The organism is Streptomyces sp. TS71-3 (assembly GCF_018327685.1).
Taxonomy (GTDB): domain Bacteria; phylum Actinomycetota; class Actinomycetes; order Streptomycetales; family Streptomycetaceae; genus Streptomyces.
In genome coordinates, this window is the sequence record NZ_BNEL01000001.1 from 2,223,496 (window position 1) to 2,249,534 (window position 26,039).

At 72.9% G+C, this 26,039-nt stretch carries 23 protein-coding genes and 1 pseudogene; 23 read left to right on the forward strand and 1 reads right to left on the reverse strand.

Annotated features, from left to right (window positions below; all coding sequences use genetic code 11):
* Positions 1-67: 67 nt before the first annotated feature.
* The 23 genes and pseudogenes from Sm713_RS09120 to Sm713_RS09230 all read left to right on the forward strand — a co-directional run bounded on the left by Sm713_RS09120 (position 68) and on the right by Sm713_RS09230 (position 25,162).
* On the forward strand, positions 68-1,546 hold the full coding sequence (locus Sm713_RS09120; RefSeq protein WP_212909141.1) for a hypothetical protein: 1,479 nt from the start codon (positions 68-70) through the stop codon (positions 1,544-1,546).
* A 378-nt stretch (positions 1,547-1,924) separates the two neighbouring features.
* A complete protein-coding gene (locus Sm713_RS09125) occupies positions 1,925-3,274 on the forward strand; it encodes an ammonium transporter (RefSeq protein WP_212909142.1) in 1,350 nt (449 codons plus the stop codon).
* Positions 3,271-3,609, forward strand: coding sequence for a P-II family nitrogen regulator (locus Sm713_RS09130; protein WP_212909143.1), 339 nt, complete (start codon positions 3,271-3,273; stop codon positions 3,607-3,609). Before Sm713_RS09125 ends, Sm713_RS09130 begins: the two co-directional genes overlap by 4 nt.
* 378 nt (positions 3,610-3,987) lie before the next feature.
* Positions 3,988-6,726, forward strand: coding sequence for a [protein-PII] uridylyltransferase (locus Sm713_RS09135; RefSeq protein ID WP_212911884.1), 2,739 nt, complete (start codon positions 3,988-3,990; stop codon positions 6,724-6,726).
* A 202-nt stretch (positions 6,727-6,928) separates the two neighbouring features.
* Positions 6,929-8,482, forward strand: coding sequence for a signal recognition particle protein (ffh, locus tag Sm713_RS09140; protein ID WP_212909144.1), 1,554 nt, complete (start codon positions 6,929-6,931; stop codon positions 8,480-8,482).
* A gap of 198 nt (positions 8,483-8,680) precedes the next feature.
* The gene (gene proS / locus Sm713_RS09145) at positions 8,681-10,096 is read left to right on the forward strand and encodes a proline--tRNA ligase (protein WP_212909145.1); all 1,416 of its coding nucleotides are present in this window, start codon (positions 8,681-8,683) and stop codon (positions 10,094-10,096) included.
* Between the two features lie 426 nt (positions 10,097-10,522).
* Positions 10,523-11,119 (forward strand): hypothetical protein, encoded by a 597-nt coding sequence (locus Sm713_RS09150; RefSeq protein ID WP_212909146.1) that lies wholly within the window; start codon positions 10,523-10,525, stop codon positions 11,117-11,119.
* A gap of 318 nt (positions 11,120-11,437) precedes the next feature.
* Positions 11,438-11,866: a 30S ribosomal protein S16 gene (gene rpsP / locus Sm713_RS09155; protein WP_212909147.1), complete on the forward strand. Its 429-nt coding sequence runs from the start codon at positions 11,438-11,440 to the stop codon at positions 11,864-11,866.
* A gap of 2 nt (positions 11,867-11,868) precedes the next feature.
* A complete protein-coding gene (locus tag Sm713_RS09160; RefSeq protein WP_018850017.1) occupies positions 11,869-12,108 on the forward strand; it encodes an RNA-binding protein in 240 nt (79 codons plus the stop codon).
* A 133-nt stretch (positions 12,109-12,241) separates the two neighbouring features.
* Positions 12,242-12,790, forward strand: a complete 549-nt coding sequence (rimM, locus tag Sm713_RS09165) for a ribosome maturation factor RimM (RefSeq protein WP_212909148.1) — start codon at positions 12,242-12,244, stop codon at positions 12,788-12,790.
* A complete protein-coding gene (gene trmD / locus Sm713_RS09170; RefSeq protein ID WP_212909149.1) occupies positions 12,790-13,665 on the forward strand; it encodes a tRNA (guanosine(37)-N1)-methyltransferase TrmD in 876 nt (291 codons plus the stop codon). Before rimM ends, trmD begins: the two co-directional genes overlap by 1 nt.
* A 334-nt stretch (positions 13,666-13,999) precedes the next feature.
* A complete protein-coding gene (rplS, locus tag Sm713_RS09175; protein ID WP_212909150.1) occupies positions 14,000-14,350 on the forward strand; it encodes a 50S ribosomal protein L19 in 351 nt (116 codons plus the stop codon).
* A gap of 45 nt (positions 14,351-14,395) precedes the next feature.
* The gene (gene lepB, locus Sm713_RS09180; protein ID WP_212909151.1) at positions 14,396-15,214 is read left to right on the forward strand and encodes a signal peptidase I; all 819 of its coding nucleotides are present in this window, start codon (positions 14,396-14,398) and stop codon (positions 15,212-15,214) included.
* Positions 15,207-15,887 (forward strand): annotated as a pseudogene (gene lepB / locus Sm713_RS41625) (signal peptidase I); the annotation flags it as partial. The gene lepB (Sm713_RS09180) and the pseudogene lepB (Sm713_RS41625), both read left to right, overlap by 8 nt.
* Positions 15,888-16,164: 277 nt before the next feature.
* On the forward strand, positions 16,165-17,214 hold the full coding sequence (lepB, locus tag Sm713_RS09190) for a signal peptidase I (RefSeq protein ID WP_212909152.1): 1,050 nt from the start codon (positions 16,165-16,167) through the stop codon (positions 17,212-17,214).
* Positions 17,215-17,451: 237 nt separating this feature from the next.
* Positions 17,452-18,204 (forward strand): signal peptidase I, encoded by a 753-nt coding sequence (lepB, locus tag Sm713_RS09195; protein WP_212909153.1) that lies wholly within the window; start codon positions 17,452-17,454, stop codon positions 18,202-18,204.
* Positions 18,205-18,469: 265 nt separating this feature from the next.
* On the forward strand, positions 18,470-18,946 hold the full coding sequence (locus Sm713_RS09200) for an NUDIX hydrolase (RefSeq protein WP_212911885.1): 477 nt from the start codon (positions 18,470-18,472) through the stop codon (positions 18,944-18,946).
* A gap of 56 nt (positions 18,947-19,002) precedes the next feature.
* Positions 19,003-19,311 (forward strand): DUF2469 domain-containing protein, encoded by a 309-nt coding sequence (locus tag Sm713_RS09205; protein WP_185034425.1) that lies wholly within the window; start codon positions 19,003-19,005, stop codon positions 19,309-19,311.
* 746 nt (positions 19,312-20,057) lie between these two features.
* Positions 20,058-20,402 (forward strand): YraN family protein, encoded by a 345-nt coding sequence (locus Sm713_RS40225; protein WP_249416183.1) that lies wholly within the window; start codon positions 20,058-20,060, stop codon positions 20,400-20,402.
* Positions 20,402-22,012, forward strand: coding sequence for a YifB family Mg chelatase-like AAA ATPase (locus Sm713_RS09215; protein ID WP_212909154.1), 1,611 nt, complete (start codon positions 20,402-20,404; stop codon positions 22,010-22,012). Before Sm713_RS40225 ends, Sm713_RS09215 begins: the two co-directional genes overlap by 1 nt.
* Positions 22,009-23,163 (forward strand): DNA-processing protein DprA, encoded by a 1,155-nt coding sequence (gene dprA, locus Sm713_RS09220; RefSeq protein ID WP_212909155.1) that lies wholly within the window; start codon positions 22,009-22,011, stop codon positions 23,161-23,163. Before Sm713_RS09215 ends, dprA begins: the two co-directional genes overlap by 4 nt.
* Positions 23,164-23,450: 287 nt before the next feature.
* A complete protein-coding gene (gene whiG, locus Sm713_RS09225; protein ID WP_212909156.1) occupies positions 23,451-24,287 on the forward strand; it encodes an RNA polymerase sigma factor WhiG in 837 nt (278 codons plus the stop codon).
* A 308-nt stretch (positions 24,288-24,595) separates the two neighbouring features.
* On the forward strand, positions 24,596-25,162 hold the full coding sequence (locus Sm713_RS09230; RefSeq protein WP_212911887.1) for a TetR/AcrR family transcriptional regulator: 567 nt from the start codon (positions 24,596-24,598) through the stop codon (positions 25,160-25,162).
* Positions 25,163-25,329: 167 nt separating this feature from the next.
* Here the strand turns inward: Sm713_RS09230 and Sm713_RS40230 are convergent, their stop codons facing one another.
* Positions 25,330-25,863, reverse strand: coding sequence for a M23 family metallopeptidase (locus tag Sm713_RS40230; protein WP_249416184.1), 534 nt, complete (start codon positions 25,861-25,863; stop codon positions 25,330-25,332).
* Between the last annotated feature and the right edge of the window lie 176 nt (positions 25,864-26,039).

A 26,039-nucleotide genomic window follows, 5' to 3' on the forward strand; every position in this document is an offset into this window, starting at 1 on the left:
CATGGCAATCTGGTACGGCTGGACACGCACCGCACACACAAGTGGGCTTCGGAAATGGGGGCGTTCAGTGGTCGGCAGGGGCGAATGTGGCACGGCGCATGCCGAGAAGCGGCCCAATGAGCTGCTCGGCTCCTGGTTCGTACGCAGCGGCTGGTCCAAGGGCGAGCTGGCCCGCCAGGTCAACCGCAGAGCCCGGCAGCTCGGCGCCAACCACATCTCCACCGACACCTCGCGCGTACGCCGCTGGCTCGACGGCGAGAACCCCCGCGAGCCCATCCCGCGGATCCTGTCCGACCTGTTCTCCGAGCGCTTCGGCTGCGTCGTCGCCGTGGAGGACCTCGGCCTGCGCGCCCCGCACAAGCCCCCCTCCGCCTCCTCCGTCGACCTGCCCTGGACGGGCCCGCAGACGGTCGCGATGATCAGCGAGTTCTCCCGCAGCGACCTCATGCTGGCCCGGCGCGGATTCCTCGGCACCTCCCTCTCGCTCGCCGCGGGGCCCGCACTCGTCGAGCCGCTCCAGCGCTGGCTGGTGCCCACGCCGGCCGCCCCCGCGGCCGAGCCGGCCGCCGAGGCCACCCCGCGCCGCCCCGGCCGCCTCTCCGACCCGGAGCTGGAGCTGCTGGAGACGACCACGGTGATGTTCCGCAAGTGGGACGCCCAGTGCGGCGGCGGCCTGCGGCGCAAGGCCGTCGTCGGACAGCTCCACGAGGTCACGGACCTCCTCCAGGAGCGCCACACCGAGCCCACCAGGAAGCGCCTCTTCAAGGTCGCCGCCGAACTCGCCGAGCTGGCCGGCTGGATGAGCTACGACATCGGCCTGCAGCCCACCGCGCAGAAGTACTTCGTCCTCGCCCTGCACGCCGCCAAGGAAGTCGGCGACAAGTCACTCGGGTCCTACATCCTCTCCAGCATGAGCCGGCAGATGATCCACCTCGGCAGGCCCGACGACGCCCTGGAGCTCATCCACCTCGCCCAGTACGGCAGCCGCGACTCGGCCTCCGCGCGCACCCAGTCCATGCTGTATGCGATGGAGGCCCGCGCCTACGCCAACATGGGCCAGCCCGGCAAGTGCAAGCGGGCCGTCCGGATGGCGGAGGACACCTTCGCCGACGCCGCCGACACCACCGAGCCCGAGCCCGACTGGATCCGCTTCTTCACCGAGGCCGAGCTGCACGGCGAGAACGGCCACTCCTACCGCGACCTCGCCCGCATCGCGGGCCGCAGCCCCACCTACGCCACCCTCGCGGAGCCCGCGATGGCACGCTCCGTCGAGCTCTTCGCGCCCGACCGCGAGCACCAGCGCTCCTACGCCCTCAACCTGATCGGCCTCGCCACCGTGCACCTGCTGAAGCAGGAGCCGGAGGAGAGCGCCGCGCTCACCCGCGAGGCGTTCGGCCTCGCCAAGAGGGTCCGCTCGGAGCGGGTCAACACCCGCATCCGCACGACGGTCGACACCATCACGCGCGACTACGGCGATCTCACGGCCGTCGCCGACCTCTCCGACCAGCTCGCCGCGCAGCTCCCGGAGGCCGCGACGGCCACCTGACGCCTACCGGCCGCGCCCGCACCGGGCGGCCGGCCACCGCGCACGAGCTGCGCGACGAGCCGCGCACGAAAGCGGTACACGACGAGCGGCGCTCACCCCTCCGGGAGTGCCTCGAAGGCCTGGGAGTACTTCCCAGGCCTTCGAGGCACGGGGGTGGGCGCCGCTCCGTCATGGGCGCGGCACGTTAACGAACCGACCGCCGGAGGACACTCCGGTTCATCCGCGCGTAACACGCACGGACTCTTCGTCACCGATGCGAAACATGCTGCGGCATCGACCGAAACGGCGCTGCGCGACGCTCACCGAACCAGCCGGCCCCCCTCACGACCGCACTCGCCAGGCCCGCAGGACGGGCCGACCGACGACGAGGAGACACCGATGCCCCCAGGCATCAGCCTGGCTGCGGACACCCCGCAGTTGTCCGCCGCCAATACCGGGTTCATGCTCATCTGCTCCGCTCTGGTGATGCTCATGACACCGGGCCTCGCTTTCTTCTACGGAGGCATGGTCCGCGTCAAGAGCGCCCTCAACATGCTGATGATGAGCTTCATCAGCCTGGGCATCGTCACCATCCTCTGGGTGCTCTACGGCTTCTCCGCCGCATTCGGCACCGACCATGGCGGGTTCCTCGGATGGGACGGCCACTTCCTCGGGCTGAGCGGCATAGGCCTCACCCAGCTCTGGCCCGGTTACACCATCCCGATCTACGTCTTCGCCGTGTTCCAGCTGATGTTCGCGATCATCACCCCCGCGCTGATCAGCGGCGCCCTGGCGGACCGGGTGAAGTTCACCGCATGGGCGCTGTTCATCGCGCTCTGGGTGACGGTCGTCTACTTCCCCGTGGCCCACTGGGTCTGGGGCAGCGGCGGCTGGGCCTTCGAGCTCGGGGTGATCGACTTCGCGGGCGGCACCGCCGTGCACATCAACGCCGGCGCCGCGGCGCTCGGCGTCATCCTTGTGATCGGCAAACGCGTCGGGTTCAAGAAGGACCCCATGCGCCCGCACAGCCTGCCGCTCGTGATGCTCGGCGCAGGCCTGCTGTGGTTCGGCTGGTTCGGGTTCAACGCCGGCTCCTGGCTCGGCAACGACGACGGCGTGGGTGCCGTGATGTTCCTCAACACCCAGGTCGCCACGGCCGCCGCCATGCTGGCCTGGCTCATCTACGAGAGGCTCCGGCACGGCGCCTTCACGACGCTCGGCGCCGCCTCCGGCGCCGTCGCGGGACTCGTGGCCATCACGCCCTCCGGCGGTGCCGTCAGCCCGCTCGGCGCGATAGCGGTGGGTGCCATCGCCGGCCTGCTCTGCGCCATGGCCGTCGGCCTCAAGTACAAGCTCGGATACGACGACTCCCTCGACGTGGTCGGCGTCCACCTGGTCGGCGGTGTGGTGGGCTCCCTGCTCATCGGCTTCTTCGCCACCGGAGGCGTGCAGTCCGACGCCAAGGGCCTCTTCTACGGGGGCGGGTTCGACCAGCTCGGCAAGCAGGCGGCTGCCGTCTTCGCGGTCCTCGGCTACTCCCTGGTCGTCTCCGCGGTCCTCGCCTTCCTCGTCGACAAGCTCCTCGGCATGCGGGTCACGGAGGACGACGAGGTCTCCGGCATCGACCAGACCGAACACGCCGAGACCGCGTACGACTTCAGCGGCGCCGGCGGCGGCACCGTCCAGCGCAACGTCTCCCTCGTCCCGCCTGTCGAAGAACACGCCGAGGCCAGGAAGGTCGACGCATGAAGCTGATCACCGCCGTCGTGAAGCCCCACCGGCTCGACGAGATCAAGGAGGCGCTCCAGGCCTCCGGAGTGCAGGGCCTCACCGTGACCGAGGCCAGCGGCTACGGCCGCCAGCGCGGCCACACCGAGGTCTACCGGGGCGCCGAGTACACCGTCGACCTCGTCCCCAAGATCCGCATCGAGGTCCTGGTGGAGGACGACGACGCCGAACACGTCACCGACGTCATCGTCAAGGCCGCCAGGACCGGCAAGATCGGGGACGGCAAGGTCTGGTCCGTGCCCGTCGACGCTGCCGTCCGGGTCCGGACCGGCGAGCGCGGGCCCGACGCGCTCTGAGGCGGCCCGGCCGCTGGGGGTCAGGGGCCCGGCGGCACAACGACCACCCCGGAGCAGCGACCGGCCGCCGGCATCCGGTGGCCCGGCGGCCGGTCGCCCCCGCAACACACGGCAGAGTCGTGGCGGGGAGCACAGCGCCGGAGGCGCACTCCCACCGGCCCGCAGCCGCGTACGAGACAGGAGGGAACGCGGGGGGATGTCCACCCGCAGCGGCCGGCGTCACGCCCACAGAACCCTCCGGACGACAGAGGACGCCGGACCGAGGACGGACATCCCCCGCGGCCCCGCCCCACAACGAACAGAAGGCGCACCGGCCACAGCAGAGCCGATGAGACCGGACGCCGACGCCGGCAGTCACAGGAGTCACCGGTGACCAGCATGGACGAACGGGACGAGCAAGAACAGCCCGCAGACGAGAAGCGGATCGAGGAGAAGCGGACCGAGGAGAAGCGGATCGACGAGAAGCGGATCGACGAGAACCACGCCCTCGACGAGCGTCCCGACCCCCCCGAGACCGCCCCCACCCCCGACGGCTACGCGGCAGCCCGGCTGCGTCTCCTCACCGAGGACGGGCAGCCCGGTCCGGCGCGCCGTGCCGCGCTCGCCGGCCTCACCGACTCGTGGCTCGCACGCCTGTTCACCGGTGCCGCGGCCGGGCTGCCCGGCGTCAGCCTGATCGCCGTCGGCGGCTACGGCCGCGGCGAGCTGTCCCCGCGCAGCGACCTCGACCTCCTGCTGCTCTACGACTCCCGTGCCGACCCGGCCGCCGTGGCCGCGCTCGCCGACCGCGTCTGGTACCCCGTCTGGGACCTGGGCCTTGACCTGGACCACTCGGTGCGCACCACCGCCGAGGCCCGCAAGACCGCCGGCGGCGACCTCAAGGTCCACCTCGGCCTGCTGGACGCCCGCCACCTCGCCGGCGACCCCGGGCTCAGCGCTGAACTGCGCACCACCCTCCTCGCCGACTGGCGCAACCAGGCCACGAAGCGGCTGCCCGAGCTGCGCGAGCTGTGCGCCGAGCGCGCCGCCCGCCAGGGCGAACTGCGCTACCTCCTCGAACCCGACCTGAAAGAGGCCCGCGGCGGGCTGCGTGACGCCACCGCGCTGCGGGCGGTCGCCGCCTCCTGGCTCGCCGACGCCCCCCGCGAGGGCCTGGCCGAGGCCCGCCGGACCCTGCTCGACACCCGCGACGTCCTGCACATGGTCACCGGCCGCGCCACCGACCGGCTCAGCCTCCAGGAGCAGGAACAGGTCGCCGCCGGCCTCGGCCTGCCCGACGCGGACGCCCTGCTGCGCACCGTCTACGAGGCGGCCCGCACCATCTCCTACGCGAGTGACGTCACCTGGCGCGAGGTCGGCCGGGTGCTGAGCGCCCGCTCCCTGCGGCCCCGGCTGCGGGGCGTCCTCAGCCGGAGCGGCTTCGGCCGGGGCGGTGGGGCGCAGCCGGAGCGCAGCCCGCTCGCGGAAGGCGTCGTCGAGCAGGACGGCGAGGCCGTGCTCGCGCGCACCGCGCGCCCCGAGCACGACCCCGTCCTGCCGCTGCGCGCCGCCGCGGCCGCCGCCCAGGCAGGCCTGCCCCTCTCCCTGCACGCCGTGCGCAGGCTCGCCGCCACCACCCGCCCGTTGCCCACTCCCTGGCCCGCCGAGGCCCGCGACCGGCTGGTGACGCTGCTCGGCGCCGGCCGGCCCACCGTCGACGTGTGGGAGGCCCTGGACGCGGAGGGCCTGATCAGCAGGCTGCTGCCGGACTGGGAGTGGGTGCGCTGCCGCCCGCAGCGCAACGCCGTGCACACCTGGACCGTCGACCGGCACCTGGTGGAGACCGCGGTGCGCGCGGCCGAGCTGACCCGCCGGGTCGGCCGCCCCGACCTGCTCCTGGTCGCCGCGCTCCTGCACGACATCGGCAAGGGCCGCCCCGGCGACCACTCCGAGACGGGCGCCGCGCTCGCCACGCGGATCGCCGCCGCCGTCGGCTTCGACGCCGCCGACACCGCCGTGATCACCACGCTCGTCCTCCACCACCTGCTGCTCGTCGAGACCGCCACGCGGCGCGACCTGGACGACCCCGCGACCATCCGCACCGTCACCGAGGCGGTCGGCTCCACCGGCACCCTGGAACTGCTGCACGCCCTCACCGAGGCCGATGCGCTCGCCACCGGGCCGGCCGCCTGGTCCACCTGGCGCGGCGGGCTCGTGGCCGACCTGGTCGGGCGGGCCGCAGCGGTCCTCTCGGGCCGGGCGCCCGCCGCTCCGGAGCCGTCCGAGCCCACCGCCGAGCAGGAGCGGCTGGCCATGGAGGCGGTCCGCACCGGCGGTCCCGTCCTGCGGCTGCGCGCCCGGCCGGAGGCAGGCGACGGCGCGCAGGACGCGGGCGACGCGCAGGGCGCGGAGGTGGCGGGCGACACCGGAGCGCCCGGCGAACCGGAACCGCTCGGCGCCGAACTGCTGATCGCCGTCCCCGAACAGCCGGGGGTACTGCCCACCGTCGCCGGCGTGCTCGCCCTGCACCGGCTGACGGTGCGCACCGCTGAACTGCGCATCGAGGACCTTCCGTACGCTCTCGTGAACGGCGCCGGAGCGACGGAGCCCGGCGCCCCCGCAGACGGCGTCGTACAGGAGACCGCGGGCCTCGACGCGCACCGCACGCCCGACGGAACCCGGCTACCCGACACGGCCCGCACGCCCGGCGCCGTCCTGCTGCTGGACTGGCGGGTCGCCGCCGAGTACGGCTCGCTGCCGCAGGCCACCCGGCTCCGTGCCGACCTGGTACGCGCGCTGGACGGCACCCTCGACATCGCGGGCCGCCTCGCCGAGCGTGACGCCGCGTACCCGCGCCGCCGCGGCAGCACCCCGCCGCCACCCAGGGTGACCGTCGCCCCGACCGGATCGCGCCGCGCCACCGTCATCGAGGTGCGCGCCCAGGACGCTCCGGGGCTGCTGCACCGGGTGGGGCGCGCCCTGGACGCGGCGGGCGTGCGCGTGCGCAGCGCCCACGTGTCCACGCTCGGCGCGAACGCGGTCGACGCCTTCTACGTGACCGACACGGACGGCCAACCGCTGGGCGCGGAGCGGGCCGACGCGGTGGCCGGCTCCCTGGAGGCCGTGCTGCGGGCCTGACCGGAGCGGTCCCGGCCGGCGCGGGCGGAGCCGTCACGACCTGGGTGAGCGAGGTCATCCGGGCCCGCGTGCCCGCACGCGCCGGGCGGCCGGACCGGGCGACCGCGTAGCGCGCGTCACACGGGCCGGCACGATTGGCCGCCCGGCCCGATACCCTTGGGGACGACGAAGACCATTGCCGACTCCAAGGACCGACACCGCCGTGTTCGATACGCTCTCCGACCGCCTCAGCGCGACCTTCAAGTCCCTACGAGGCAAAGGCAGGCTCTCAGAGGCGGACATCGATGCCACGGCGCGTGAGATCCGCATAGCGCTCCTGGAAGCGGACGTCGCGCTGCCGGTGGTGCGCGCCTTCATCAAGCAGGTCAAGGAGCGGGCGAACGGTGCCGAGGTCTCCCAGGCGCTGAACCCTGCCCAGCAGGTCATCAAGATCGTCAACGAGGAGCTGATCGGCATCCTCGGCGGCGAGACCCGCCGCCTGCGCTTCGCCAAGCAGCCCCCGACCGTGATCATGCTGGCCGGTCTCCAGGGTTCCGGTAAGACCACCCTGGCGGGCAAGCTCGGCCGCTGGCTGAAGAGCCAGGGCCACGCCCCGCTGCTGGTCGCCTGCGACCTCCAGCGCCCGAACGCCGTCAACCAGCTCACCGTCGTCGCCGAGCGCGCCGAGGTGGGCGTCTACGCCCCCGAGCCGGGCAACGGCGTGGGCGACCCCGTGAAGGTCGCCAAGGACTCCGTCGAGCACGCGCGGAGCAAGCAGTACGACATCGTCATCGTCGACACCGCCGGCCGGCTCGGCATCGACCAGGAGCTGATGCAGCAGGCCGCGGACATCCGCGACGCGGTCAGCCCCGACGAGATCCTCTTCGTCGTCGACGCCATGATCGGCCAGGACGCCGTCAACACCGCGGAGGCCTTCCGGGACGGCGTCGGCTTCGACGGCGTGGTCCTCTCCAAGCTCGACGGCGACGCTCGCGGCGGCGCGGCGCTCTCGGTGGCCCATGTCACCGGCCGTCAGATCATGTTCGCCTCCAACGGCGAGAAGCTGGACGACTTCGACGCCTTCCACCCGGACCGCATGGCGTCCCGCATCCTCGGCATGGGTGACGTGCTCACCCTGATCGAGAAGGCTGAGCAGACCTTCAGCCGCGAAGAGGCCGAGAAGATGGCGGCCAAGCTGTCCAGTTCCAAGGGGAAGGACTTCACGCTCGACGACTTCCTCGCCCAGATGGAGCAGGTCAGGAAGATGGGCAGCATCAGCAAGCTGCTCGGCATGCTCCCCGGCATGGCCCAGGTCAAGGACCAGATCCAGAACGTCGACGAGCGTGAGGTCGACCGCACCGCCGCGATCATCAAGTCCATGACCCCCGGCGAGCGCCAGGACCCCGTGATCATCAACGGTTCCCGGCGGGCCCGTATCGCGCGTGGTTCCGGCGTCGAGGTCGGCGCGGTGAAGAACCTGGTGGAGCGGTTCTTCGAGGCCCGCAAGATGATGTCGCGGATGGCCCAGGGCGGCGGCATGCCGGGCATGCCCGGGATCCCGGGCATGGGCGGCGGGCCCGGCAAGCAGCGCAAGAAGCAGAAGCAGGCCAAGGGCAAGCAGCGCTCCGGCAACCCGATGAAGCGCAAGCAGCAGGAGCAGGAGGCCGCCGCGCGCCGCGAGGCCGCCGCACAGGGCCAGGCGCTCGGCCTGCCGGGCGACCAGGGCGACGACGGGAAGTTCGAGCTGCCCGACGAGTTCAAGAAGTTCATGGGCTGAGCCCCGCCACCGAGCACGGGAACCCCGGCAGCGCCGAGCCGCGCGCCGGGGTCCGGCATGTCGGCGGCCGATCGCCGCCCACCCGCGTACCGGCGTGCCGCACCGCGCCTTCCGCCCGGCGCGCCCCGGGGAAGCCGCCGCCACTCCCGCCGGCGCAGAAGAGCGTTCCGCCGCGCCCGCGGCCGTAGCATGCGCGCCATGGCCAAGGCACCCGTACTCACCCCCCGGGCGGACGACTTCCCCCGCTGGTACCAGGACCTCATCACCAAGGCCGAACTCGCCGAGAACGGCCCCGTGCGCGGCACCATGGTCATCAGGCCCTACGGGTACGGCCTCTGGGAGCGGATGCAGCAGGAACTCGACGCGCGCATCAAGGCCGCGGGCGCGGCGAACGCCTACTTCCCGCTGCTCATCCCGCAGTCGTACCTCACCAGGGAGGCCGAGCACGTCGAGGGCTTCGCGCCCGAGCTGGCCGTGGTCACGCACGGCGGCGGCAAGGACCTGGAGGAGCCCGCCGTGGTACGGCCCACCTCCGAGACCATCGTCAACGCGTCGTTCGCCAGGTGGGTGCAGAGCTACCGCGACCTGCCGCTGCTCGTCAACCAGTGGGCGAACGTGGTCCGCTGGGAGATGCGCCCGCGGGTGTTCCTGCGCACCACCGAGTTCCTCTGGCAGGAGGGCCACACCGCCCACGCCACCCGCGAGGAGGCCCGCGAGTACGCGGCGCACATCCACCGCGAGGTCTACGCCGACTTCATGGTGAACGTCCTCGGCGTCGACGTCGTCCTCGGCCGCAAGACACCCAGGGAACGGTTCGCCGGAGCCGTCAACACGCTCACCCTGGAGGCCATGATGGGCGACGGCAAGGCGCTCCAGATGGGCACCAGCCACGAGCTCGGCCAGAACTTCTCCAAGGCCTTCGGGATCCGCTACCTCTCCCGCGAGGGCCGGGAGGAACCCGTCTGGCAGACCTCCTGGGGCGCGTCCACCCGGCTGGTCGGCGGGCTGATCATGTCGCACGGCGACGACCACGGGCTGCGCGTCCCGCCCCGGCTGGCCCCCGTCCAGGCGGTGGTCCTCGCCGTCAAGGACGACGACGCGGTGCTGGCCGAGGTCCGCGAGCTGGGCGCCGCGCTGACGGCCGCGGGCATCCGGGCGCACGTCGACGAGCGTACCGACACCCCCTTCGGCCGCCGGGCCGTCGACTGGGAGCTCAAGGGCGTGCCGCTGCGCGTCGAGGTCGGCCCCTGCGACCTCGCGGAGGGCACCGTGACGCTGGCCCGGCGGATCCCCGGCGGCAAGGAGACCGTCGGGCGCGCCGGCCTCCCCGAGCTGCTCCCGGAGCTCCTGGAGGCCGACCAGGCCCTCCTGCTGCGGCAGTCCCGCGACCACCGCGCATCGCGCACCGTGGACGTCACCGGCGTCTCGGAGGCCATCGCGGCCGCCAAGGGCGGCGGCCTGGCCCGCATCCCCTGGGCGGCCCTGGGGGAGTCGGGGGAGGACAGGCTCGCCGAGCACGCCGTCACGGTCCGGTGCCTCACCACCCCGGACGGGGCGGTTCCGGACGCCGACGACGCGCCCGGTAATGTCGCCCTGGTGGGACGCGCCTACTGACCGGCCCGCAGCCGCACAGCCGTCGACCTCCTGTCCGCGGCGCGGGGCAGTGCCCGTGATCCCGGGCCGCGGGGGCGCCGGTGACACCGCGCCGCAGCAGCGCCCGTGACCCGGGCAGGTGCGGCCTGAACGCCTACACGGCCCTGACGTGCTGCACGCGCGCGTGCAACCGCGAAGAGCGCGGCGGCGTCACATTCGCGCACAAGGAAACGGCGCACACGCCGAACGTCCCGGCGTGCGGATTTTGCCTACGCGTCACTGCGTTGGTCTCACTACGTGCTGCATTAATATGAGCTGTGCGATATATCCGCAGATCAGCGTGCACGTCCTCGTCGCAGGACATCAGGGTTTACTGAGCGGTAAGTGCAAAATATTTGGGATGCCCCGGAATCGGAACACAGAGGCACCCCGGATCGTTGTCACGACGTGAGCACGACACCACCTGTTCTCGCCGCAGAGCTGGCAGGGGCATGGGCCGAAATTCAGCGGCACCACCCCGAACTGCCAGATCTTGCCGCGCCCGAAGCACTGATCGGAGAGTCGTCGTCCGCCTGCGGCGCCGAACTCTCCTTCGAGCGACTCCTCCACGAGGCAGTCCATGGCATCGCCGCCGCCCGCGGAGTGCGTGACACGTCCCGCGCCGGCCGCTATCACAACCGCAGATTCCTTGCCATCGCCGAGGAGCTGGGCCTCGACCACCCGGACGAGCCCCACCCCAGCAGCGGCTTCTCCCTGGTCAGCCTCAAGCCCGAGGCCAGAAGGCGCTACCGGCCCACCATCGAGCGCCTCCAGCGCGCCCTCAAGGCGCACTCGGCGGCCACCGAGCAGGACACCACGGGCAGCTTCCGCGGCCCCGCCGGCCGCCACGGCTCGTCCGGCGGCGGCGTCCGCGTCAAGGCCGTGTGCGACTGCGGGCGCAACGTCCGCGTGGTGCCGTCCGTCCTGGCGCAGGCCCCCATCGTCTGCGGGGGCTGCGGCAAGCCCTTCCAGATCCCGGAGGTGGTCGGCGCAGGGGCGCGCTGACGACCCCGGCGGGCTCCCCGCGTGCCCGCCGCACGACACAGGGCAGACCCCTCACGGCTGACCCTGCCCCTCCAGGGCCGCCCCGGCCGACGCCCCCGGCGTCGCCGGGGGCCACCCGGCCCCGCCTCCACGCACGCCCCGGGCCCCGACCGGCGGTTCGGGGGCCTTCTGGGTGTGGCACAATGGGCGGCTGTACTCGACAGCCGCATAGGACCCCTCTCTCCTCCGGCTGACGCGTCCATCGGGCCACTCGGGTACCGCAGCCCCACGCGGCAATCCGCTGTGCCCCACCACGTCAAACCAGGAGAACCCACTCCCGTGGCAGTCAAGATCAAGCTGAAGCGCCTGGGCAAGATCCGTGCGCCGCACTACCGCATCGTCGTCGCCGACTCCCGCACCCGCCGTGACGGCCGGGCCATCGAGGAGATCGGCCTGTACCACCCGGTGCAGAACCCCTCTCGCATCGAGGTCGACGCCGAGCGCGTGGCGTACTGGCTCTCCGTGGGCGCCCAGCCGACCGAGCCCGTCCTCGCCATCCTGAAGAAGACCGGCGACTGGCAGAAGCACAAGGGCGAGCCCGCCCCCCCGCCGCTGCTCCAGCCCGCGGAGAAGGCCGCCAAGCCCGCCTTCGAAGCCCTCGCCGGTGACGACGGGGCCAAGGGCGAGGCCATCACCCAGAAGAAGAAGGCCGACAAGAAGGCGGACGAGCCCGAGGCTGCGTCCGACGCCGCTTCGACCGAGGCCTGAGCATGCTTGAGGAGGCTCTCGAGCACCTCGTCAAAGGCATCGTCGACAACCCCGACGACGTACAGGTGGCCTCCCGCAACCTGCGCCGCGGGCGCGTCCTGGAGGTCCGGGTCCACCCGGACGACCTCGGCAAGGTGATCGGCCGCAACGGCCGCACGGCCCGCGCGCTGCGCACGGTCGTGGGCGCCATCGGCGGCCGTGGCATCCGCGTCGACCTCGTCGACGTGGACCAGGTCCACTGACACAAGGCAGCACCGGCTCGGGCCGGGGACGGGCGCTTTCTGCCCTCCCCGGCCCGCTGCCGTCTTCCGGACGGCGTTCCGAGCCGCGACACCATCCGCAGCACACGAGCAACGATCAGGAGAGCCGGACACCGTGCAGCTTGTAGTCGCCCGGGTGGGCCGCGCCCACGGCATCAAGGGCGAGGTCACCGTCGAGGTGCGCACCGACGAACCCGAACTGCGGCTCGCCCCCGGCGCCGTGCTCCACACCGACCCGGCCGCCACCGGACCGCTCACCATCGAGAGCGGCCGGGTGCACAGCGGCAGGCTGCTGCTCCGCTTCGAGGGAGTGGCGGACCGGAACGCCGCCGAGGCACTCCGCAACACCCTGCTGATCGCCGAGGTCGACCCGGACGAGCTCCCCGAGGAGCCCGACGAGTACTACGACCACCAGCTGATCGACCTCGACGTCGTCACCTCGGACGGCGCCGCGGTCGGGCGCATCACGGAGGTCTCGCACCTGCCCTCCCAGGACCTGTTCGTCGTGGCCCGGCCGGACGGCAGCGAGGTGTACGTCCCGTTCGTCGAGCAGATCGTCAAGGAGATCGACCTGGCGGAGCAGAAGGCCGTCATCGACCCGCCGCCCGGCCTGATCGACGACCGCGCCGAGACCGATCCCTCCTGGGACCCGGAAGGCGCCTGATGCGGCTCGACGTCGTCACCATCTTCCCCGAGTACCTCGACCCGCTGGACGTCTCCCTCGTCGGCAAGGCACGCGCGCGTGGACCACTGGACGTCCACGTCCACGACCTGCGGCAGTGGGCCCACGACCGGCACAACACCGTGGACGACACCCCTTACGGCGGCGGCCCCGGGATGGTCATGAAGACCGACCCCTGGGGTGAGGCGCTGGACAGCGTCGTCGCCGACGGCTACGAGAGCGGCGCCGGCCGGCCGGTCCTCGTCGTGCCGACCCCGAGCGGCCGCCCGTTCACGCAGGAGACGGCGGTCCGCCTCTCCGAGCAGCCCTGGCTGATCTTCACGCCCGCCCGGTACGAGGGCATCGACCGCCGCGTCGTCGACGAGTACGCCACGCGCGTGCCCGTCCTGGAGCTCTCCATCGGCGACTACGTCCTCGCGGGCGGCGAGGCCGCCGTCCTGGTCATGGTGGAGGCCGTCGCGCGGCTGCTGCCCGGGGTGCTCGGCAACGCCGAGTCGCACCGCGACGACTCCTTCGCGCCCGGCGCCATGGTCGACCTCCTCGAAGGGCCCGTCTACACCAAGCCCCCGCTCTGGCGGGGGCGCGGGGTCCCCGAGGTGCTGGTCAGCGGGCACCACGGCAGGATCGCCCGCTGGCGCAGGGACGAGGCCCTGCACCGCACCGCCGAGCACCGCCCGGACCTCATCGAGCGCTGCGATCCGGCGGCGTTCGACAAGCACGACCGCGCCACCCTCGCCGCCCTCGGCTGGCAGCCGGGACCCGGCGGGCGGTACGTACGCGGCCCGCTGGCGGACGCCGAGGGCGACGACGGCTCCGGAGACCCGGAGCCCGCCACGGGGACGGCACGGCGGCGGTAGCGCGGGCGCGTGGGCGGGCCCGGCGGGGTTGCGGCTCGGGCGCGACACGGGTTCAGGGCGGCCCCGCCGGAGGGCGTCCCTCAGCCGGAGCCGGAGGACCTCCCTTGGCCGGAACCCGCGCGGGCGGACCCGGCGCCGGTCAGAGGGCGCGCGGGTCGGGGTGGTGCCGATTTGGGCGCAGCCCCGCCCCATGGAAGAATGGCTCGCTGTTGCACTTCGTCGGGCGTGCGCCCCTGCCACAGGGGGACACGACGCACACCCCGGCGGGCACCACCCACCATCTCATCGACTTCCCGCCGATGACCTGTGGCATCGGCGAAGAAAGCAGACCCCCATGTCTCACCTGCTCGACACCGTCGACAACGCGTCGCTGCGCAGCGACATCCCGCCCTTCCGCCCGGGTGACACCGTGAACGTCCACGTCCGGGTCATCGAGGGCAACCGCTCCCGTGTGCAGCAGTTCAAGGGCGTCGTGATCCGCCGCCAGGGCTCCGGCGTCCGCGAGACGTTCACCGTCCGCAAGGTCTCCTTCTCCGTGGGCGTGGAGCGCACCTTCCCGGTGCACACCCCGATCGTCGAGAAGATCGAGCTCGTCACGCGCGGTGACGTCCGCCGTGCCAAGCTCTACTACCTCCGTGACCTGCGCGGCAAGGCCGCGAAGATCAAGGAGAAGCGCGACAGCTGAGCGCGCCGGAGGCTTCCTGGCCGGGCCGGATAGCATCTGGCCCCGATGGACACCGAGGCACACCCCGCGGAGCGCGACCCCTCCCGCCCGCCCTCTCCGGAGGGCCTGGCGGGGCAGGGGTCGCGCTCCGCGTGCGTGTCGGAGAACGGCGAGCGCGCGCCGGTGCCTGGCGCCGGGCACCGCGAGGGCTCCCCGGTTCCGGGTGTCGGAGAGCCCCCGCGGGTGTCAGCTGACACGAGTCCACCGGCTGACGGGGCTGACCCGGCCGCCCCGGCTGACCGGAGCCCGGCACGCGCGCGGGTGGCGGCGCTGACCGCCAGGCTGCCCGGCGGCGGCTTCACGGCCCTGGTGCTGCTCTGCGTAGTGCTCCTGCTGCTCGTGGGCCGCTTCGTGATGGAGCCCTTCGAGATACCCAGCCGCTCCATGGAGCCCGGACTCCGGATCGGGGATCGTGTACTCGTCAACAAGCTGGCGTACCGTTTCGGAGCCGGGCCACGGCGCGGTGACACCGTCGTCTTCGACGGCACGGGATACTTCGGCGCCGGCGACTTCATCAAGCGGGTCGTGGGAGTGGGGGGAGACCACGTGGTCTGCTGCGACAGCCAGGGGAGGATCGAGGTGAACGGCCGGGCGCTGGACGAGACGGGCTACCTCTACCCGAAAGACGCTCCCTCCGAGGCGCCCTTCGACGTGACCGTGCCCGACGGCACCCTCTTCCTGCTCGGCGACCACCGCGGCGACTCCAGCGACTCCAGGGACCGCCTGGGAGCCCCGGGCGGCGGCATGGTCCCCGTGCACGCCGTCATAGGCAAGGCCGAGTGGGTCGCCTGGCCCGCCGGCCACTGGGGTGGCCTCCATGGGTAACCGCGGACGCAGGCGGCCTGCGCGGCACTCGAGCGCCGCGCCCCCCGCCGCCACGCGCCCGCGCGGCCAGGGCGGCCGGGCGGACCGCCGAAAGCTCGCCCGGAAGGTCAAACGCCGCAGACGTCGATCGGCCCTCAAGGAGATACCCCTCCTCATAGGTGTGGCCGTTCTCATAGCCCTGATCCTCAAGACCTTCCTCCTCCAGGCCTTCGTGATCCCGTCCGGCTCCATGGAGCAGACCATCCGCATCGGCGACCGGGTGCTGGTCGACAAGCTCACGCCCTGGTTCGGCGCGGAGCCCGAGCGCGGCGACGTCGTCGTCTTCAGGGACCCGGGCCACTGGCTGGAGCAGGAACAGGGCCAGAAGGCGGACGACCCCGTCGGCGTCAAGCAGGTCAAACAGGTGCTGTCCTTCATCGGGCTGCTGCCCTCCGACAACGAGCGCGACCTGATCAAACGCGTCGTCGCGGTCGGCGGCGACACCGTCAAGTGCTGCGACGGAGAGGGCCGCGTCACCGTCAACGGCGTCCCCCTCAACGAGCCGTACATCCACCCCGGCAACAAGCCCTCCGACTTCGTCTTCGACGTGAAGGTGCCCCCGGGGCGGCTGTTCGTGATGGGCGACCACAGGGCCAACTCCGCCGACTCCCGCTACCACCGCACCGAGGCCTTCAGCGGCACCGTCTCCGTCGACAACGTCGTCGGGCGCGCCCGTGTCATAGCCTGGCCTGTCGGGCACTGGCGCAGTCTGGAGGAACCGGAGACGTACGCGCGCGTGCCCGACGCGGGCGATGCCTCGGCCGCGGTCACAGGTATGTCGCATAAGGTGGCCCCCGCGGATAGCGACACGATGATCCCCCTCCCGACCCCTGCGGAACTCCCGCTCGTTATGGGAGTGGTGGGCTTGCACCGGATCCGGGGCAAGCGGCGGCACGGAGTGAGGAGTGGATGTGGGGGATGTGGCGGTCGGCACACGGTCCGGGCACGATGGCCCCGAGGAGCGCCCGGAGGGCACCGGTGGCCTGCCGGGTGCACACGGAGCGCACTCGCGCGGACCCGAGGAGCGACCGGCTGGTCCCCGGTACGGCGCCGAGGGCGCACCGCAGGCACCTGGAGGCGAGGCGGACGGCATGAGCCCGGTGCCTGACCAGGGAGAGGGAGCGGGGCGCCACCGCTCGGGCTCGCACGCGCGCGAGAGCAACTCCAACCAGCGCTCCTTCTGGAAGGAGCTGCCGCTCCTCGTCGTCATCGCCCTGGTCCTGGCGCTCCTGATCAAGACGTTCCTGGTGCAGGCCTTCTCCATCCCGTCGGCCTCCATGGAGAACACCCTCCAGATCGGCGACCGGGTGCTGGTGGACAAGCTCACGCCCTGGTTCGGCGCCGAGCCCAAGCGCGGCGAGGTCGTCGTCTTCCACGACCCCGACGGATGGCTCAACGGCGAGCCCACGCCGAAGCCGAACGCCGTGCAGACCGGCCTGAGCTGGATCGGCCTGATGCCGTCCGCGGACGAGAAGGACCTGATCAAGCGGGTCGTCGGCGTGGCCGGCGACACCGTCGAGTGCAACGGCACCGGCCCGCTGAAGGTCAACGGCAAGACGATGGACGACTCGTACGTCTACGCCGGCAACACTCCGTGCAGCTCCGACGACCAGGGCGGCCAGTTCAAGGTCACGGTACCGAAGGGCAAAATCTGGGTCATGGGAGACCACCGCCAGAACTCCCTCGACTCCCGCTACCACCAGCACGACAAGAACAACGGCTTCGTGCCCGTGAGCAATGTCGTCGGCCGCGCCATCGTGGTCGCCTGGCCGCCGAACCGCTGGTCCGCCCTGCCCGTCCCGCACAGCTTCGACCAGCCCGGCGTGAACGCCGCGGCCGGAATGGTGCCGGGCGCGCTGGGGCTCGCGGGCGCCGTGCCGCTGGTGCTCTGGCGCAGGAGGCGTGTGGCTTCCCATGCCGCGGCGCGCCCGGCCTCCGGGGACACCCGGCGCGAGGACTGAGACCCCGGTCGTCCGCCCGGCCGTTCGGCCGAGGCGCCCGGCGCCCGGTCCCGCGGGAGCGCGGCGGGGCCGGTGCGCCCGCTCCCGCGGGCCGGGATGACACCGTCTCAGGCCCCGGGCCGACACCAGGGTTACTGGTGCCAGTACCGCCCGGTAGGGTGCCGTCCCAGATCGCCGATCTTCCGCGGCCCACGTCTGCCTGCGGGATCGATCCTCCGAACCGTGTGGAGCACTGGGATGAGCGGGACGCGTCAAACGCATGAGGGCCGGGGACAGCGCAGCAGCAAGCTGTCCGGGCTGGCCGTAGCCCTTGGCTGTGTGCTCTTCCTGGGGGGCTTCATATGGGGCGTCATCGTCTACGAGCCCTTCACCGTGCCCACCCCCTCGATGACGCCCACCATCGACGCGGGTGACCGGGTGCTCGCCCAGCGCATCGACGGCAGCCAGGTGCACCGCGGCGACGTGGTCGTCTTCCGGGACGCCAGCTGGGGCGACCTGCCGCTGGTCAAGCGCGTGGTCGGGATCGGCGGCGACAAGGTGGCGTGCTGCACCGACGGCAAGCTGACGGTGAACGGCAAGGAGATCTCCGAGCCCTACCTCGCCAAGGGCTCGCCCGCCTCCGCGAGCGGCATCCCGGCCACCAAGGTCCCGCAGGGCCGCCTCTTCGTCCTCGGTGACGAGCGGCGCGGCTCGCTGGACTCCAGCATGCACCTCCAGGACGCCGGCAACGGCTCCGTGCCGCGCAGCGCGGTCGACGCCCGCGTGGACGCCGTGGCCTGGCCCATGCGCGGCATGCCCCACCCCTCGGGCTTCGCCGGCCTGCCCGGCGGGCTCTCGCAGCCGGGACCCCTCACCATCGTGCTCACCATGGTCATCGTGGGCGCCGTGCTGATCCTCGGCGGTGCCGCCTGGCCGGGCCTGGCGAGCCGTATGGGAGGCCGCAGCCGTTCCGACGGGGCAGGCCGCGGGGAGCTGGCCGGTGTCCGCTGAGAGCGGTCCAGACGGCCCCGGGGCGGCGGGTAGAGCGGGCGCCCCGGGTACGCGGGGTTCGTCGTCCGGTACGCCGGACGGTGACCCTGTCCTGCCGGGCGGTGCGGTAGGCGCCCCGGGCGCGGGCAGTGGCGCCCCTGACGCGGGCAGTGGTGTCCATGACACGGGCAGTGGGGCCCCTGGTACGGGTAGTGGTGCCGCCGGTGCGGGCAGTGGCCTTCCCGGTGAGCAGGACGGCGTCCCCACAGGGCCGGGCGGTGCGCCGCTGCGCCGGGTGGCCAGGGTCGTGCTCCTCGACCCGCAGGACCGCATCCTGCTCCTGCACGGGCACGAGCCGGACGATCCCGACGACGACTGGTGGTTCACCCCCGGCGGCGGCCTCGAAGGCGATGAGACCCGGGAGCAGGCCGCGCTCCGCGAGCTCGCGGAGGAGACCGGCATCACCGACGTCGAGCTGGGCCCGGTGCTGTGGCGCCGGATCTGTTCCTTCCCTTTCGCGGGGCGGCGCTGGGATCAGGACGAGTGGTACTTCCTCGCCCGTACCACCCAGACCATGACCCGTGCGACCAAGCTCACAAACCTTGAGCAGCGCAGCGTACTGGGAGCGCGCTGGTGGACGTGCCGGGAACTGTCCGAAGCACGTGAGACGGTGTATCCGACCAGACTCGCCGGGCTGCTGCGCACGCTGCTCGATGAGGGTCCCCCGGCCAGTCCCCAGATCCTCGACACCGAAATCGTCTGAGGGTTCGTAAGAGCTGGCGCACAATGAGGGGACGCACGGCTGAAGGGGAACATGCCATGAGCGCCGAGGACCTCGAAAAGTACGAGACCGAGATGGAGCTGAAGCTCTACCGGGAGTACCGCGATGTCGTCGGTCTGTTCAAATACGTGATCGAGACCGAGCGGCGTTTCTATCTCACCAATGACTACGAGATGCAGGTGCACTCGGTACAGGGTGAAGTCTTCTTCGAGGTCTCCATGGCGGATGCCTGGGTGTGGGACATGTACCGCCCGGCCAGATTCGTGAAGCAGGTGCGCGTCCTCACGTTCAAGGACGTGAATGTCGAGGAGCTGAACAAGAGCGATCTCGAACTGCCCGGGGGCTGAGCGGGCGGCACTGGCTGCTGCTGGGTGGCACCGGGCGGCGCCTGGCGGTGCCGGGGCACCCCGGCGGGGTGACGGCGATGGCCCGTTCGCGCGGTTCCGCGCGCTCCCTGTCGGGGCCCAGTCCCTTGCGGCCGTCGATCGACGGCTGCCTTGTCGTGGTTCCTCGCGCGGATTCCCGCGCCCCTTTCGGGGCCAAGTCCCACGTCGGTCCCAGGCTGGGAGAGGCGCCGTCTCGGGGTGGCACGGCGACTCATTGCCCGGTGCGGCGCGGTCTCCGTCCGCGCGGCCGGGTTCGCTGATGCATCGGAGATGCGCACGTCAGGGTGGGGCTTTCACTCTCGTGGGTGACGGAGTTTTCCACATCCCCGGAGTTGTCCACCAAGATCAACAAGCCGCGGCCCAGTGCGTGAGAGTTGGCGCCAGGAGGTGCCGACATGAACGCACAGCAGGTACGGCAGACGCGACGAGCAGGACGGGCACAGCAGCCACAGCAGCCACGGCAGGCCCGGCAGGCGGCTCCGGGGTCGGTCGGGATGCGGATCGGGGAGCCGCCGGCGAGCGAGGGCACCCGGAGCCGGGGGACACCCCCGCGCGGGACCCGGGGAACCCGCGGTCCCGGGAGAGCCTTACCGGGCTCGGTGCCGGCCGTCACCGACCCCGGAGACTCCCCGCGGGAGGGGCGAGCCCGTACGGACGCGGGAGGCCGGGCGAGCGCGCGAGCCAGGAGCGGCGGCGCACGCAGCGCGATGGGCCGCTACGGGGAGTCGCTCGCCGCCCGGCACCTCACCGAAGCGGGCATGACGATCCTGGAGCGCAACTGGCGCCCGGGCCGCACCGGCGAGATCGACATCGTCGCCCAGGACGGTGACGCGCTGGTGATCTGCGAGGTCAAGACCCGCCGGGCCGGCGCCTTCCAGCACCCGATGGCCGCCGTCACCCCCGGTAAGGCGGCCCGCCTGCGCGGCCTCGCGGAGCGCTGGCTCCAGGAACACGGCGGTGCGCCCCCGGGCGGCCTGCGCATCGACGTCGTCGGCGTCCTCCTGCCGGCCCGGGGCGCCCCCGTGGTCGAGCACGTCAGGGGGGTGCAGTGATGGGCTTCGCGCGCACCTGCTCGGTCGCCCTGGTCGGCGTCGAAGGCGTCGTCGTGGAGGTGCAGGCCGACCTGGAGCCGGGCGTGGCCGCGTTCACCCTGGTGGGCCTGCCCGACAAGAGCCTCACGGAGAGCCGCGACCGCGTCAGGGCGGCGGTGGTCAACTCCGGCGCCGAGTGGCCCCAGAAGAAGCTCACCGTGGGCCTCAGCCCCGCGTCGGTGCCCAAGGGAGGCAGCGGCTTCGACCTCGCCGTGGCGTGCGCCGTGCTCGGCGCCGCCGAGCGGATCGACCCCCGCGTCCTCGCGGACATCGTCATGATCGGCGAGCTGGGTCTCGACGGCCGCGCCCGCCCGGTCCGCGGCGTGCTCCCCGCGGTGCTCGCCGCCGCGGACGCCGGGTACGAGCAGGTCGTGGTCCCCGAGAGCACGGCGGCCGAGGCCGCGCTGGTCCCCGGTGTCTCCGTGCTCGGGGTGCGCAGCCTGCGCCAGCTCATCGCGGTCCTGACCGACGCACCGGTGCCCGAGGAGGACGAGCTCCACGAACCGGCCCGCCTCGATCCGTTCCTCGCCGGCCTCGCGGTCCCGGGCACCGGACTCGGTACCGGAGTGGCCCAGGGCGACCAGATCCCCGACCTGGCGGACGTCGCCGGCCAGCACCTGGCCCGGGCCGCCCTGGAAGTCGCCGCCGCCGGACGCCACCACGCGTTCTTCAAGGGGCCGCCCGGTGCGGGGAAGACCATGCTCGCCGAGCGGCTTCCGGGACTGCTGCCGCCGCTGGCCTCCAAGCAGTCGCTGGAGGTCACCGCCGTCCACTCGGTCGCCGGCACCCTGCCCGCCGGCCAGCCCCTGATCGACCGCCCGCCTTACTGCGCGCCGCACCACTCCGCCACCATGGCCTCCCTGGTCGGCGGCGGTACGGGCCTGCCCAGGCCGGGAGCTGTCTCGCTGGCCCACCACGGCGTGCTCTTCCTCGACGAGGCCGCGGAATTCTCCGGCAAGTCGCTCGACGCCCTGCGCCAGCCCCTGGAGTCCGGGCACGTGGTCGTAGCCCGCGCCGCCGGCATGCTGCGGATGCCGGCACGCTTCCTGATGGTGCTCGCCGCCAACCCCTGCCCCTGCGGGCGGTACGGCTCGGCCGAGGGCGGATGCGAGTGCCGCCCCTCATCCATCCGCCGCTACCAGGCCCGGCTCTCCGGACCGCTCATGGACCGCGTGGATCTCAGGGTCACCGTGCAGCCCGTCACCCGCTCCGAGCTGCTGCGCCTGCACACGGGCGCGGAGCCCACCGCGGCGGTGGCCCAGCGCGTCGCCGCCGCCCGGGAGCGGGCCGCGGCCCGCTACGCCGGCACGCCCTGGACCACCAACAGCGAGGTCCCCGGCCACGAGCTGCGCACCCGCTGGCAGGTGGCTCCGGGGGCGCTGGGCAGGGCCGAGGAGGACCTGGAGCGCGGCCTGCTCACGGCCCGCGGCCTCGACCGTGTCCTGCGCGTCGCCTGGACCGTCGCCGACCTCGCCGCCCGCGACCGCCCGACGGCCCAGGACGTCGACTGGGCCCTGGAACTGCGCACTGGCGTCCGCAGGGGCGCCGGCCTGGAGGTCGTCGGAGCATGACGGCGGTGAGTGACTCCGAGCGCCTCGCAAGGGCCGCGCTGACCCGCGTCATCGAGCCCGGCGACGAGACGGGTGGCCGCTGGCTGCGCGAGCTGGGAGCCGTCGCCCTCGCCGATCGGCTCACGTCGGGTGGAGACGCGTTGCCGGGCGTCGGCGCCAACCGGTGGGCAGGTCTGCTGTCCCGGGCGGCCCGCGCGCGGCCGAAAGCCGACCTGGCCGCGGCCGGCGCCGCCGGCGCCCGCTTCGTCTGCCCCGGCGACCTGGAGTGGCCGGCCCAGCTCGACGACCTCGGCGACGGGCGCCCCATCGGCCTGTGGGTGCGCGGCCGGCCGTCGCTGCGGATATGGGCCCTGCGGTCGGTCGCGATCGTCGGCGCCCGGGCCTGCACCGAGTACGGCGCCCATATGGCGGCACTCCTCGGCAGCCAGCTCGCCGAGCGCGGCTGGGTGGTGGTCTCGGGCGGGGCCTACGGGGTGGACGGCGCGGCCCACCGGGGCGCGCTCGGGGCCAGCGGTGCCACCGTCGCCGTGCTGGCCTGCGGAGTCGACAGCCCCTACCCGCGCGGCCACACCGAGCTGATCACCCGTATCGCGGAACAGGGCCTGGTCATCGGCGAGTTGCCGCCTGGCGACCACCCGACACCCAGGCGGTTCGTGCTGCGGAACCGCGTGATCGCCGCCCTCACCCGCGGCACGGTCGTCGTGGAGGCGGCGCACCGCAGCGGAGCCCTCTCGACGGCACGCATCGCGCAGCGGCTCGGGCGGTTCACGATGGGTGTGCCGGGGCAGGCCACCAGCTCGCTGTCCGCGGGGGTCCACGACCTGCTCCGGGGTGAGTCCGTGCTGGTCACCGACGCCGCGGAAGTGGTGGAACTGGTGGGTGACATGGGCGAGCTGGCCCCGCCGCGGCCCGGCACGACCCGCCCCAGGGACCTGCTCGCCCCGGCCCTCGCCCAGGTGCTGGACGCGCTGCCCGCGCGGGGCGCCGCCGCACCGGACGACATCGCCCGTTCGGCCGTCACCACTCCCGACGACGCCGTCGCCCGGCTGTACGAACTCCGCTCACTGGGGTTCGTCGAACGACATGGCGATGGCTGGCAGTTGACACGCCAGAAGGACCGGGGCGCGAACCCCGCTCGCCGTACGCCCTGACCTCGCGCACCACTCCATTCGGCCGAACCCCGACAGCCTTGCCAGTTCCCGCAGTTGGGGTGCCGGGGGTCAAGGCCGGAGGTCGCCGGCGGTCACCGTGGGCCGTCCGGCGGAACGTATCTGCGGCAAGGCAATACCCTGGCCTTCGCACACCGCGACGCCATAGTCACGCTACGCTCACAAAGGATTCCGGTACAGGACCCTCATCTCCGCACCGACCATCCGGAATCGGACCGGCCCCTCAGTCCGGCCCACACAGTTCACGGCAGAACGGCACAAGGCGACGAATGCCCCAGCACATCTCCGGGTCCGACCGGGCGGCAGTTCCACCCGCTGCCCGCGGCAGCGAGCGGCCTCCCGGCCCCTCGTCGCTCGACGAGCTGTGGCGGTCGTACAAGGAGACGGGTGACGAACGTCTGCGCGAACAGCTGATCCTGCACTACTCGCCCCTGGTCAAGTACGTCGCCGGCCGCGTGAGCGTCGGGCTGCCTCCCAACGTCGAGCAGGCGGACTTCGTCTCCTCGGGAGTCTTCGGCCTCATCGACGCCATCGAGAAGTTCGACATCGAGCGGTCCATCAAGTTCGAGACCTACGCGATCACCCGGATCCGGGGCGCGATGATCGACGAGCTGCGCGCGCTGGACTGGATCCCCCGCTCCGTGCGGCAGAAGGCACGCAACGTCGAGCGCGCCTACGCCACCCTGGAGGCCCAGCTCCGCCGCACCCCCTCCGAGAGCGAGGTCGCCTCGGAGATGGGCATCCCCCTGGAGGAGCTGCACGCCGTCTTCAGCCAGCTGTCCCTGGCCAACGTGGTCGCCCTGGAGGAGCTCCTGCACGTCGGGGGCGAGGGCGGCGACCGCCTCAGCCTGATGGACACCCTGGAGGACACCGCCGCCGACAACCCCGTCGAGGTCGCCGAGGACCGCGAGCTGCGCAGATTCCTGGCCCGCGCGATCAACACCCTGCCGGAACGCGAGAAGACCGTCGTCACCCTCTATTACTACGAGGGCCTCACGCTCGCCGAGATCGGCAATGTCCTCGGAGTCACCGAGAGCCGCGTCAGCCAGATCCACACCAAGTCCGTCCTCCAGCTCCGCGCCAAGCTGGCCAGCTTCGGGCGCTGATCCCTGCGCCGTCGCATGCCCGGCCCGCCGGCGTGCCGCGGCGGCGCACGCCGCGGCTGCCGTCGCACCCCGGTGGCGCAGGCGCGGTAGCGGACCGGGGGCCGTGAGCCGGTGCCGGCACCGCCCAGAGGGGGCAAAGTGTGGGGGCAGGGCGCGCCGGGAGCAGCCGACCTGCTTCGGCCGGTAGCCCGACCGACCCGCTTCGGCCCGGCCCGGACCGATCCACTTCGGCTGGTACACGGGGACCGGGGTACTCCGGCGGCGGGCATACGTAGAGTGGGCGGGTGCCAAGGATTCGAGCGGCCTCCGTGGCCGAGCACCGGTCGATGCAGCACAAGGCCCTGCTGGACGCCGCGCGGGCCCTCCTGTCCGAAGGCGGCACCGACGCCCTGACCTTCCCCGCGCTGGCCGAGCGCACCGGCCTCGCCAGGTCCTCCGTCTACGAGTACTTCCGCTCCCGGGCCGCCGTCGTGGAGGAACTCTGCGAAGCCGACTTCCCCGTCTGGGCGGCCGAGGTCGAGTCCGCCATGGAGCAGGCGGACACCCCCGAGGCCAAGGTCGGCGCCTACGTCAGGAGCCAGCTCGGCCTGGTCGGCGACCGCAGGCACCGCGCCGTGGTCGCGATCTCCGCGAGCGAGCTGGACGCCGGGGCCCGGGAGAAGATCCGTGCGGCGCACGCCGGCCTGACCGGCATGATCGTCGAAGCCCTCGACGCCATGGGCCACGCGCAGCCCCGGCTGGCGGCGATGCTGCTCCAGGGCATCGTCGACGTCGCCGTTCGCCGTATCGAGCATTCCGGGGGCGAGGACCCGGCGGCGATCACGGAGGCGGCGGTACGGATGGCACTCCACGGGGTGCGGGGCGAGCCGGCGTAGGACCCATCCTGGGCGGTCCGACAGTTCCGGGCCCTGCTCGGCGGAGCATCGGAGCAGCACGTCGTCGGACTGTCGGAGCCCACGTCGTCGGACCGTCACTGCACCACGTCGTCGGACCGCCACTGCACCGCCGGCGGACCGCCGACTGACCGACCCGCCCTGTCCCGTCAGCCCTCCTCCGGTGGTTCCGGCACGCCGATCACCGGAAGCAGGCGCGCGGGGCCCGCGTGCAGCAGCGCCGGTGGCAGGAGCAGGAGCGGGTCCAGGTAGGCGGCCGCGCGCCGCAGGCCCCAGTGCAGGCAGACGGCCGGGCAGTGGAAGGGCCCGGCCTCCACGACCCCCACCACCTGGCCGGCCGCGACCTGATCGCCCTCGCGCACCGCCGCCCGCACCGGCTCGTACGTCGTACGCAGCGCGGGCTCACCCGTACCGTCCAGCTGCACGGACACCACGCCGAGCCCTGCCACCCGCCCCGCGAACGTCACCCGGCCGGGCGCGACCGCGCGCACGGGTGACCCGGCCGGCGCGCCGAGATCCACGCCGCGGTGGCCCGGACCGTAGGGACTCGACGGGGGCTCCCAGCGCCGCACCACCACCGGACGCGCTCCCACCGGCCACACCCGGCCCACCCGCGGCACGGCCTCCGTGCCGGGCGCCGAGGACTCGGTGGACCCGCGCCCCTGCCCTGCCCGCGTGCCCACCCCGGCCCCCGGCGCCCTGGCCTCGCCCACTCCCTCGTTCGGCTGCGACCGTCCCCCTGAACGGCCAAGCGCACCCGCCCCCTCGTATCGCTGCGTCCGGGCCCCGGAGCGACCCGCCGAGTCCGGACCCGGACCCTCCCGCTCACCCCCCACGGCCTCCGCCCCCGCCACCCCCG

Coding starts and splice junctions, on each gene's coding strand:
- Sm713_RS09125 (WP_212909142.1), top strand. CDS start 1,925: ATGCCCCCAGGCATCAGCCTGGCTGCGGACACCCCGCAGTTGTCCGCC.
- Sm713_RS09130 (WP_212909143.1), top strand. CDS start 3,271: ATGAAGCTGATCACCGCCGTCGTGAAGCCCCACCGGCTCGACGAGATC.
- Sm713_RS09135 (WP_212911884.1), top strand. CDS start 3,988: ATGGACGAACGGGACGAGCAAGAACAGCCCGCAGACGAGAAGCGGATC.
- proS (WP_212909145.1), top strand. CDS start 8,681: ATGGCCAAGGCACCCGTACTCACCCCCCGGGCGGACGACTTCCCCCGC.
- Sm713_RS09160 (WP_018850017.1), top strand. CDS start 11,869: ATGCTTGAGGAGGCTCTCGAGCACCTCGTCAAAGGCATCGTCGACAAC.
- trmD (WP_212909149.1), top strand. CDS start 12,790: ATGCGGCTCGACGTCGTCACCATCTTCCCCGAGTACCTCGACCCGCTG.
- rplS (WP_212909150.1), top strand. CDS start 14,000: ATGTCTCACCTGCTCGACACCGTCGACAACGCGTCGCTGCGCAGCGAC.
- lepB (WP_212909151.1), top strand. CDS start 14,396: ATGGACACCGAGGCACACCCCGCGGAGCGCGACCCCTCCCGCCCGCCC.
- lepB (WP_212909153.1), top strand. CDS start 17,452: ATGAGCGGGACGCGTCAAACGCATGAGGGCCGGGGACAGCGCAGCAGC.
- Sm713_RS09205 (WP_185034425.1), top strand. CDS start 19,003: ATGAGCGCCGAGGACCTCGAAAAGTACGAGACCGAGATGGAGCTGAAG.
- Sm713_RS40225 (WP_249416183.1), top strand. CDS start 20,058: ATGGGCCGCTACGGGGAGTCGCTCGCCGCCCGGCACCTCACCGAAGCG.
- Sm713_RS09215 (WP_212909154.1), top strand. CDS start 20,402: ATGGGCTTCGCGCGCACCTGCTCGGTCGCCCTGGTCGGCGTCGAAGGC.
- dprA (WP_212909155.1), top strand. CDS start 22,009: ATGACGGCGGTGAGTGACTCCGAGCGCCTCGCAAGGGCCGCGCTGACC.
- whiG (WP_212909156.1), top strand. CDS start 23,451: ATGCCCCAGCACATCTCCGGGTCCGACCGGGCGGCAGTTCCACCCGCT.